Here is a 10,946-nt window from a genome sequence, read left to right as displayed (position 1 = left end):
CTTCCGGTAAAGGCCACGTCCAGGGGCGCCTCTCCGGTAAGAAGATCGGCCGAGGCCACGGCCACCGGGGCCTGGTTGCCCGCAGGTGCGCTGACCACGATACTGAGGTTGGCCACATCGGTGAGGTCCTCCGCATCGGTCACGGTGAGGGTCACGTTGTAGGAGCCCTCGGTATTGTACGTATGCGCGGCATCGGCGGTATTGGCGGTATTTCCGTCGCCGAAGTCCCAGAGGTAGGATACGATGGCGGAGTCGTCCGTGGAGGCGCTTCCGGTAAAGGCCACGTCCAGGGGCGCCTCTCCGGTAAGAAGATCGGCCGAGGCCACGGCCACCGGGGCCTGGTTGCCCGGGGGAACGCCCCCTCCCAGAACTTCAATGGCGTTGACCAAGGGGTTTTCCACGACATGCCCGAAGGCGATGTTGAGCACGCCGTCGCTCACCGTCACGGGATAGGAGCGCATTCCGGCCACGCGGTGGCCGAAGGCGGTGATCAGGTCGAGGTCGTTCTCCACGATGGCCCCCTCGATCAGTATGTCGAATATCCTGGACCCTGGCTGGCTGGTCCCGGCATAGCTGTTGCCCATGAAGAGGTTCACGGTATAGGTTCCATTGACAAGGGGGATGGAGAACTCCATTTCCGGGGCCGAGGCGGTATCGTAGCGTTCCCTGGCGAAGATGCCGTCGAAGGTGGCCTGGTCGATATATGCGGGTATGGAGCTGTGCCTGCCGGCATAGGGTATGCCGCTGTTGAAATTGTTCCCGGTGTTCACGGAATATGTGGTCCCCGTATAGGCCCCGCCGGTGGGGTTGGCCTCCCAATCGGCCCCGCCGTCGGTGGAGGGCACATCGGAGGCGCTTCCAGCGCTGATACGTACTGGATTGGTAAGGTCTGCCAATAATGGGACATTTAAGATGGTACCACCGGTATATGTTAATTGCAGGGTTGCTGATTTAGCCCCTTGAATTTGATTGGGGGTGAAGGTAATAGGAATGATTTTTTCTGCACCTGGTCCAATGGCAAGTGGCAAAAGGGCATTAAAACCAAACAATGCTGCATCAGTTCCGGAAATTGAAATACTGGATATCTCCAAAGGTCCTTCTGCAGGACTTCCTTCATTTCTAACGGTAAGTGATAGTTGTGCTGGACTGCTATTAACAACCAATTGACCAAAATCAATACTAGTAGGATCAGCAATCAAGGTGCCCGGTAAGTCTTCCGTAACATTAATAAAATCCCAGGTCCCTGTATATCCGATGCCCGAATTTCCCGAGGTACCAATTATTCCAACAGCCATTCCTTGGTTATCACTGACACTTAAAAAACTGCTAGGTAGATTAATTGCGGAACCTAAACTAAAAATATTCTGACCGCTATCCAATGAATAAAAAGCCTGTGCTGTATTATTGGAAGGATTGACGCTAATGTAAATATCCACCCCATTGGCTGTGGATAATCCGGTTACGTCATATATGGAGCTTGTTGCCAAACCGTTATTCTCCAAAACGACCTCAAAGCCATCAATAGCATCCAAGTTTGATGTGCCGTTCATTATGACTACTTTCAAATAATTATCTTGATCCCCATTTCCAATATATATTCCATAGGATTGTCCTTCCAAAGGATCTCCACCATTAAAAGGAGTTTCTACTTTGGAATGCACGGTAAAGGGATTGGAGTTCGCATCTACATTGACTCCGAACTGAAAGGCATTTTCTTGAGTGTTGGTAGACTGAAGCGCATTTCCGGCAGAAATAACATCTACTGTGGCCTTTCCACCAGCTCCACCAAAAGAAAGATTTTGTCCGTCAAATTGATTCAGATAATCGGTGTTTCCAGAAGGGTCCAGCATCAATCCATGGAATCCCAGGCCAAAAAACCCGGTACCGGGATCGTTGTTCCAAAACGGATATGCTATAGGTAGGTTGGTGGACATACCATTTGTAGCATCAATTGCAAAGGCATCTTGTAGATCTAAAAGCCCATCGTTGTCATCATCTGTATCATTCAAATCCGAAATTAGGTCCCCGTCATTATCGTTGGGGCTGCTTCCAGCTGAACAGTGATTGGTCCCATTGGAAATTTCATCGTCATTGGAAAAACCGTCTCCGTCATAGTCTGCTTGCGCGTCATAACCCGTTTCCCCCGGCTGAAGACAATTGGTGAAATCTACAGGCTCGAATACGGTAATGTTATCCGCACCATAGGTAGCCGCCCAAATCGTGCCTGGAAAGGGATCATTATCTCCCTGGGCTATAACGTCCAAGGGGATGTTTCCAAAACCGCTTAAAAAACTGTTATCCTTGAAAAGCAAACCATCACCAGTGGCGTTCAATGCATATCTATTGATGTTTCCGTTGAAAGAAGCCGTCAATATATTGCCGGACAGTGCCCCTCCAAAGTTGGAAGCGGTATATTCGCAAATTCCATTAGTGGAGGAGTTTACCGCATCCAAAACGTTTACTGTTGGGTGGGTAATATCATCCAAAATATATTGGCCCTGACGTGGGTCATCTGGAAAATTACCAATATCAAAACTTGCATTAAAATACCCGGAAACCCCAGCGATTAGGCTGGTCCAATCATAGGTGCCAGAAGATACCCAGGCACTGCCATTATACTCGTATTTAATCACCATGGCCCTGGAAGGAAAAGCCCTAATAGGGACAGGGTGTCCTGCATAATACGTATTATTAGGATCATTGACGGTGCCTACATAATGCAAATTGTCGAAAAAGCTTTGTCCAGTAGAAATGTTAAATTCGTTGGTTACGTAGTCACCGGCCGAGGGATCATACGTCGTACTGTGATGGTTCCCTTTAAGATTATCATTGTTGTCGTAAATGGAGGGAGGTCCGCCCCAACCACCGTTAGGACCATTATCCCCTGAATAGATTCGCCCGTCATCTGTAATAACAACATCGTAAGCATTTCTATATCCAGGAGAGAAAATTTGCACAGGTCCACCTGGTTCCGAAAAGCTTTGATTCAGTCCATTGTTTCCCCCAAAAGGATCGCCTAAATCTATGGTAGCATTGTACAGAGGATGTCCCACTGGGTATGGGAAGGTAGAATCGGCATTGGTAATATCAGGGCGTTCCGGATCATTCACCGTAGGAAGGTCATAAACATAGGCGGTATTGCCTTGACGTGTATCCACATACGGCCCACCATTGGCCGCTTCCATTTGCTCCAATTGTGTAAGATTGACAATAAGGAGCGCTCCGGCCAAATAAAATTCCGATGAACCGGCAAAATTGTTACTGGGTGCACCTTGATTGGTGTTTCCGCCTTGCTGAATCAGAAGGTATGTGGTACCCCCGGAAGCAAACAAATCCATCCCATTGGTGGAATGGTTTTCTTCACAACGTGGAAGACCTCGAACCAAATCTACCTTATCCCAACTAGACCCATTCCAAGTGAGTCGTGACAATACCCCGGAATTGGTGTCCAAATTGGAATCATTTCCGAGTCCACCCCCACCTCCAATTCGCGAGTCTGAAGAGGTTACATAGAGAATTGGATTTGTAGATGTACCGGTAGCCAAGATACCTGTAATCTGCCTTGTGTTGCTGGTGTTGATACTACCGTCATCATTGTGATTTGGTGTATTGTTTTTGATAATATCTATTGCAGTGCTAACTATGGCAGTGTACGTACCATTTCCAGGGCTAGCATCATCTCTTTCTATGGTGAATTCCCAAATGGTACCATCTTGTTGTGACACATATAGCTTACCGTTAGGGCCAAAGTCCAAGGAAGTCGGGTTGTTTACGGATTCCCCTACCAAACCAGCAGCTCCAAAATTTATGGTCTGTCCGTATAATCCGCTTATCATTAAATTGAACAGCAGAAGTAAAAGAAAAGATGGGTAATCAATGCGTTTTGAATCGTTCCGTTTGGGCCGATTTTGGGTAGAAAGTTTCATGCACCTTAAGTTTGGTTATTTTTTTTCTTCTTCAATAAAATGCTTGGGGGAATATTTGGCTCGGTAAAGTTGCGCATAAAAAGAACGATATCCTCTGCTAAATCGACTAAAATCGGGGTATAATCGATGAAATACCTATATAGATTTTTGGAACGGGCAAACTTCTGCCATGGGAAATATGAAATCGGATTATATCATTTTTTACTTAGGAACATGTAGGTTTTTTACGTCAATAAGAGGGGTATGTCCTTCGGCCAAAAGGACTTTTTTTGAGGAAAAATTAAGAATTGACGAATTTTCTGTATTTATTTGTGCCGCCCATCGAATTTAACAAACGCTTCATGGGTGTTTAAGTGTTTTTCTGATTTTTTGGAATAGCTTTACCGGTTTATTTAGGAGGTCCTGCCAAAATGCGCATGGCTTTTAGGTCTTTTTAAGGTTTTTCGTTCTATACGAGTAGACATTTAAAAGGCTTTTTACATTAGAGGAACCTAGTTTAAGGTATCCTGGTTTTCTGAGATTTTTGAACATAATATATAGAAATGGTAATATTAGGAATCAACTATTACTTTCACGACTCCACGGCCTGTATTGTTATTGACGGGAAATTGGTAGCGGCTATGGAGGAAGAACGATTGAACCGCGATAAGCACACCAGTGCTTTTCCGGAATTAGCGATAAGAAAATGCCTTGAGATGGCCGGCATTTCCATTACCGACATAGATCACATTGCCGTTTCCATAAAGCCAACGACCCATTGGTGGAAAAAGTTGAAATACGTGTTGGGGCACCTTAAAAGTTTTATGCCCTTTTTTGGCCATCATGTAGTGAATGCATATGCCAAACAACGCAGGTTTTGGCTTTGGTATAAGCAGCAATGGAAGACCAATGAAGGTCCTAAGGTACACTTTATTCAACATCATTTGACCCATGTGGCCGGTACTTTTTTTGTATCACCCTATAAGGAAGCTGCCCTTTTGGGAATTGATGGGTCGGGCGAATGGGCCACTACCTGGCTCGGGCATGGGAAAGGGAATACGGTCCAAAAATTTGGGGAGAGTTTCTTTCCGCACTCCTTCGGGTCTTTTTATGAGACCGTGACACAGTTTTGTGGATTTAAGCCCAATTATGATGAAGGGAAGACCATGGGGTTGGCCCCTATGGGTAATCATGAGGTGTTTAAGGAAGAGGTGGAGAAAATGATCTCCGTGGACAAACAGGGCAAGGTTAAAGTAGATTTAAGCTATTTTAACTATCAATACTTGGTGAAAAACACCTACTCGGAAAAATTCCTAAAAATCTTTGGAGCTCCTCGGAGTCCTAAGGGAGCGTTCAAAGATAATCACAAAGACTTGGCCGCGGCTTTCCAGCATGTTTTGGAAAACAGGGTGCTAGAACTTTGCCATATCCTGTACGAAAGGACTAAGGCGCCGTATCTTGTAATATCTGGCGGTGTCTCGCTCAATAGTGTTATGAACGGCCGTATCGTCCGGGAAACTCCCTTTAAGGATGTATATGTGATGCCTGCGGCCGGAGACAACGGTACGGCGATAGGAGCAGCTTATTATTTGTACAACGGCATTTTTAAAAATGAACGGAATTATGTGCATAGCGACCCTTATGTAGGAACCAGCTACAACAATGAAGAAATTAAGAAGGTTATCGATGGCGCCAAGTTAAATGCGGATTATGTACAGGATATCTGTGGTAAGGCTGCGGCACTTTTGGCCGAGGGAAAAATCATAGGTTGGTTCCAAGGCCCCATGGAAATAGGCCCTAGGGCGTTGGGTAGCCGAAGTATTTTAGCCAACCCCGCCTTTCCACAAATGAAAGACAAAATTAATGCCGAGGTAAAATTTAGAGAGGCTTATCGTCCCTTTGCGCCGTCTGCGCTTTTGGAATCCTATAAGGACTTCTTTGATTTAGAGGTGGAGGCGCCGTTTATGCTTAAAGTATGCGATGTTCTGGAAGATAAGCAGGCAGTGATCCCTGCGGTGACCCATGTGGATGGAAGTGCTCGCTTACAGACGGTCAGCAAGGAACTTCATCCGTTGTACCATCAGGTCATCTCCGAGCTTGGCGCTCTTACCGGTGTGCCGGTGGTATTGAATACCAGCTTTAATATCCAGGGGGAGCCGGTCGTGGAGTCACCTAAGGACGCTCTGCGGTGCTTTTATTCAACAGGATTGGATTATCTGGTCATTGGTAATTATTTATTGAGCAAGTGAGGCGCTTGCGCTTTTAAGTGGTCTACGATTGCCTGTGCTACCAAATCTCGGCCATGGTCGTTCCAATGCTGATCGTAGATTAATGTTGGTGCAGTTTGCGAGTGCTCAAAGACCTTTCCAAAATCAATATATTGAATGTTGTTTCTCCTGCAATGGGCCAAAAACCCCTTATCCGTAGTTTTGGAATTCAATAAAAATGCCGTTTTACTTTTGTCGATAGGGTAGCTCGAAAGTAGTTTTTCAAAATTTTTCTGATACCTGGTGCGAAGCTTTACTGAATCTACTTTTATGGAGGGATTTTGTTTGTTTCGGTCCCTTATCCCAAGTGCCAAACGCTTGATAGGGTCTACAAGGCCGATGCGTGAGGTATAGGCCAGAAGTTTAATTTGATCTCTTATTTTAAACATCCTGGAAGAGAGCAGGGTAATACGGTCTTTATTGGGTACATATTCGGAGCGTTCTAGATCCGTAGGATAGTCTAAATAGAATATTATATAGTCTACGGCTTCAAAGTCCGCCTCATAGGCCTTAGTAAGGTACAATTGATTGGCAAGGTCGTAACCCGCATATCCATATTCATAGACCGCCACGGATTCTCCCAACAGGACCTCCATCTTTTTTCCGGTAGACCGATCGTAATCCTGATGAAAACCTTCTATAAAGGAATCTCCGATAAGTGCAATTTCCTTTTCGTCTATGGACGGGTGGAATTCCCTAAAGGAATTGAAGCCAAAACTATTGATACGGAATTCTGAAAAATTTTGGTTTCGGTTGCCTGTCACGGCATATCCGGTACTGTTTGGAACACGTTTTTCCACTCCCAGATCGTCTATAAACCTAGGAGGGTCCTCTGTATATAAATGAAACACCCTAACAAGAAGCTCTAATACTAAAAGTAGTAGGGCAACATATAAGGAGCATTTAAGGACAAACTTTTTCATAATTAAAACTGAAAGTAAATAAATGAACGATCTATTCGGTCGTCATAGAACAATAAAATTGCCAAAAGGACCAACGCATATAGCCCGAACCTCAAATATCTCGATTTAAATTTAAAGGGAGATCGTTCGTCTTTGCGGATGATAAATTCATAGCCCATGAAAAGGGACAGTAAAATGAAATAGTCCACCATCCTATACCCGAGAGGATGGTTATACCCTTGATATGGATGTAAGGCAAATAAACGTTTTAGATAGGCCAGGGCGTGCGCAATGGATTCTGCCCTAAAAAAAATCCAGGTCAAGGTAACGGCGGTAAACGTAATGCTGATTTGTACAAATTCCCTGAAGGTGGGCAATGCACTTTTTTCGGCGACTGTTCCATGCAGATAATTTCGGTTGGTTCCGGTGAGAAAAAGGGGCACAAACAGTAGCGCATGTATTCCACCCCAAACGATAAACGTCCAATTGGCACCATGCCAAAATCCACTTACCAAAAATATAATAAAGATGTTCCTGATCGTGGTCCTTGAGTTAAGCTTTGATCCACCAAGAGGAATATATAGATAATCCCTAAACCAGGTAGATAGGGATATATGCCATCTTCGCCAGAATTCGGCAACGCTTCTGGATAAGTATGGAAATTTAAAATTGGAACGGAGCTCTATACCGAACAATTTGGCTGTACCTATGGCAATGTCCGAATAACCGCTAAAATCGGCGTAAATTTGAAAACCAAAAAAGAAAGCGCCCATGAAAAGGGTTGGGGACGAGTAGCTGTGGTAGTTTACAAAAATATCGTCCACTATAGGAGCTAAGGAATCGGCTATTGCCACTTTTTTTAAAAACCCCCAAAGAATGAGTTTTGCCCCTTGTGCTCCCTGCTGGTAGGAAAACCTTCTTTTTTGCAATATCTGGGGGAGCAGGGATGCTGCCCTTTCTATGGGCCCAGCAACAAGCTGCGGAAAGAAACTTACATAAGCTGCAAAGGCAATAAAATCTTTGGTAGGGGCCAACGCTTTGCGGGAAACATCCAAGGAATAAGACAAGGTCTGGAAGGTGTAAAAGGATATACCTACAGGGAGCAGCACATGTAGCATCCAGGGCTGGGTCACCTCGTATCCGGCAAATGCAAGTGCATCAATGAGGGAAACTACAAAAAAGTCAAAATATTTGAAGACGCCCAAAAGGCCAATGTTAAAACCGATACTCACCCATAACCATCTTTTTCTTTCACGGTCTTGTGCCCTATGGATTTTTTGCCCTACAAGGTAGTCCACAAAAGTGCTTAAAAAAATCAAGGACAGAAAACGCCAGTCCCACCATCCGTAGAACAAATAACTGAGTACCACTAGTAAAAGGTTCTGTAGTTTTAGATTTCTATTGAGCAGAAACCAATACAGCACAAAGGAAAGGGGGAGAAAAATCAGAAATTCAATGGAGTTGAACAACATTATATAAGGCGTTTAATAGGACTCTTTTGCACGCTGCGATCAGCTCCCATGTCCCCATGAACACCTTATACCTTTTGTGGTGTCGAAAGCCAGAAGTGTGCATTAGCTTATTTTAAGGTTATTTTTCGCCAGGCTCTTCCGCAAAAAATAAAATATATTGAGCGATCGGACGCCTGCGCATAAAGGCATAGGTCGCTAAGTTTCATTGTATTTAGATAGAGGAAATCAAAAATTACCTTTCTAAGATGTACGTTCTTGGAATTCCCCAGTGAGATTTCTTGAAGGCCGTCCTGTTCCGGGGGAGCGCTCAGTTCCTCCAAATCATAGGCGAATTTCTGGCTTTGGGTTGCGGTCTTTTTACCTCTTTCGAAAAAGAAGGTAAGCTTATGAAAAAGTTCATTAATCTCTTTTTCCCTTAGGAACTGTTTGAGTGTAAAATAGTTTTTAATAATGAAAGCCAGTAAAAGGGATGCTGGAGATTTTGAATCGTAATATAGGTGATATTCAAAGGGATACTCTCTGGTCATCCATCTTTTTTTGTACTCAAAATAACCTTTGGAAAAATCCAGAATCTTCAGTTCCTGAGCTATAGACCACTCTATTAATTTCATGATGGTGACGGTGCCTATATGAAATTTGGAATAGTCGATGTCAAAAACGGTAATGGCATCGAACAGTACTTTTTTTGAAAAATAGTTTAAGGTAATCCCTATGGGGACATCACCATTGTAAACTACAAACAGGGAGGCTCTTTTTTCCAGAATTAAGGGATGTACCACATCTTTGTAAAATTCCCATTCCCTTGGATGAAGGTTGTTATTAGTAATTTGTTTATCCGAAAAGCGCTTTTCCAAAAGGTGTCTAAAATGTTTGAAGATAGTGCTGTACTCCTCTTTGGAAATGTCCCCGTAGAACATCTTGTATTTGATATCAAAACAGAGCTCAAGCCTTTTTTTGTATTTGTTGAATTTATACCGACTACTTTTGCTGATATTGGAAGTCATGTAGTCCTTAAGGTCGCCATAATGCTCCAAATCGATCAGGAACCCCTGGTATTGCTTTAATTTCCTAAGTTTTAGCGATTTCGTATTTTCTGGCATCTGCATTTCAAAAAAACCTGGAACATCATAGATCAGGAATACCCTTTTACGTATTTCGCTTTTTAGGACCTCAGGAACGGTATAGGAAATACCTTTGGTAAGATTGCGGCCCACATTAACGTAGTAGGGTAGGATTCCTCGTTTGTAAAATGAGAGGCCTTCGAATGTCTTGAACTTGCGCTCTTCACTTTTGGATTTAAAGTGTTCGAGCCATTTCAGTACAAAAGTTTTGGAGGTGAAGGGGTTATTAAATATACGCATGTTCTTCTTATTTGACATCTACTCTGTACAGCGGAAAAAAATCGGTGTTATTTGGGGGATCTATCCTAGAAGTAAGTTCTTGATATGCCTTATGGTCCACAATCAATTTCCACAAATTAAAATCGTGGAAATCCTTGGAAAAGGAGGATTTAAACCGAAAAAGGGAATCGTTGTAATCTCCCTTTAGCCCGCCGCCCAGATTAAAGAAATTAAAACCCTCCGTGGTTGCCCTAATCCGCATTTCATCAATGAGTAATTTCGTCGGCATCAATTGCAAAAATTCGTTTTTGGTACCGGAGAGATGATATTGCACTATACCGTTGGTCTTAATGAACATACTACCCGCTATAACTTGGTTGGACTCGGTATGAACGGCAAGCAAGGTTTCGGTTTCAAATGCATTGCTCTTAGCCATACTTTTAAAATACATCTCCTTGAAATAATAGAATTTTTTTGCGTGTACCCTATCCATGTTTTCATAGTACACATCAATGAACTTTTGTAAATCCGAATCATTCAAAGCTCTTCGGATCGTGCAGTTTCTTCTAGATTTATTGATATGTGTTTTGAGCCTACGTTGGTAGTTTTGCCTTTGTATGTCCATATCTAGGCTTAAATCGATATTGACGACCTTTCCTTGGGTAAAAATTTCGCCATAGTTTTTTAAAATCCTTTCTTGGTTCAATATAAAGGGGTTAAGCCTGGAAAAGATAGATACGATGTTATTCTCTTTAAGATATTTTTCAAGTGCGCTTAAAAAGTTCCTGTTATCAAAGTCAGCAGTGATACCTGCCGAAATGGGTCCAGCATATCCATAGACCGAAGTTGCGTCCTTGTACGCCGTATCGAACACGTTGCGAATAAGTAAAGGAACACCAATTAGCACTTTGTTTTCCTCATATTTCAACAGGACGGCCGTTTCGTTTTCGGACCTCGAAATCATATGATAGTCATATGTGTGATAAAAATCATAATCTTCAACCTTTTTGATCAAAGAATCCCATTTTTCCTTATCTCTAATAACTTCTATCATCCAATC

6 protein-coding genes are annotated in these 10,946 nt (G+C 43.4%); 1 reads left to right on the top strand and 5 read right to left on the bottom strand.

Annotation, left to right across the window (positions count from 1 at the left end):
• Nucleotides 1-3,926 (bottom strand): PKD domain-containing protein (locus tag ACRD67_RS10800; RefSeq protein ID WP_430967150.1); only part of this gene is annotated, 3,926 nt, incomplete at its 3' end.
• A 542-nt stretch (nt 3,927-4,468) separates the two neighbouring features.
• Between ACRD67_RS10800 and ACRD67_RS10795 the strand changes: the two genes are divergently transcribed.
• The gene (locus ACRD67_RS10795; protein WP_430967149.1) at nt 4,469-6,154 is read left to right on the top strand and encodes a carbamoyltransferase family protein; all 1,686 of its coding nucleotides are present in this window, start codon (nt 4,469-4,471) and stop codon (nt 6,152-6,154) included.
• Here the strand turns inward: ACRD67_RS10795 and ACRD67_RS10790 are convergent.
• The 4 genes from ACRD67_RS10790 to ACRD67_RS10775 all read right to left on the bottom strand — a co-directional run bounded on the left by ACRD67_RS10790 (nt 6,136) and on the right by ACRD67_RS10775 (nt 10,940).
• Nucleotides 6,136-7,095: a hypothetical protein gene (locus ACRD67_RS10790; RefSeq protein WP_430967148.1), complete on the bottom strand. Its 960-nt coding sequence runs from the start codon at nt 7,093-7,095 to the stop codon at nt 6,136-6,138. The genes ACRD67_RS10795 and ACRD67_RS10790 overlap by 19 nt on opposite strands.
• A 2-nt stretch (nt 7,096-7,097) precedes the next feature.
• Nucleotides 7,098-8,546, bottom strand: a complete 1,449-nt coding sequence (locus ACRD67_RS10785) for an MBOAT family O-acyltransferase (RefSeq protein ID WP_430967147.1) — start codon at nt 8,544-8,546, stop codon at nt 7,098-7,100.
• A gap of 107 nt (nt 8,547-8,653) precedes the next feature.
• Nucleotides 8,654-9,907 carry a GNAT family N-acetyltransferase gene (locus tag ACRD67_RS10780; protein WP_430967146.1) on the bottom strand — a complete coding sequence of 418 codons (1,254 nt, stop codon included), beginning with the start codon at nt 9,905-9,907 and terminating at the stop codon, nt 8,654-8,656.
• Between the two features lie 7 nt (nt 9,908-9,914).
• On the bottom strand, nt 9,915-10,940 hold the full coding sequence (locus ACRD67_RS10775; RefSeq protein WP_430967145.1) for a peptidoglycan bridge formation glycyltransferase FemA/FemB family protein: 1,026 nt from the start codon (nt 10,938-10,940) through the stop codon (nt 9,915-9,917).
• Nucleotides 10,941-10,946: the final 6 nt, after the last annotated feature.

It is taken from the genome of Eudoraea algarum, assembly GCF_050589645.1.
GTDB lineage: Bacteria > Bacteroidota > Bacteroidia > Flavobacteriales > Flavobacteriaceae > JBNGOQ01.
The sequence above is the reverse complement of the archived record's forward strand: the minus strand, read 5'-3'. Positions and strand labels throughout refer to the sequence as shown.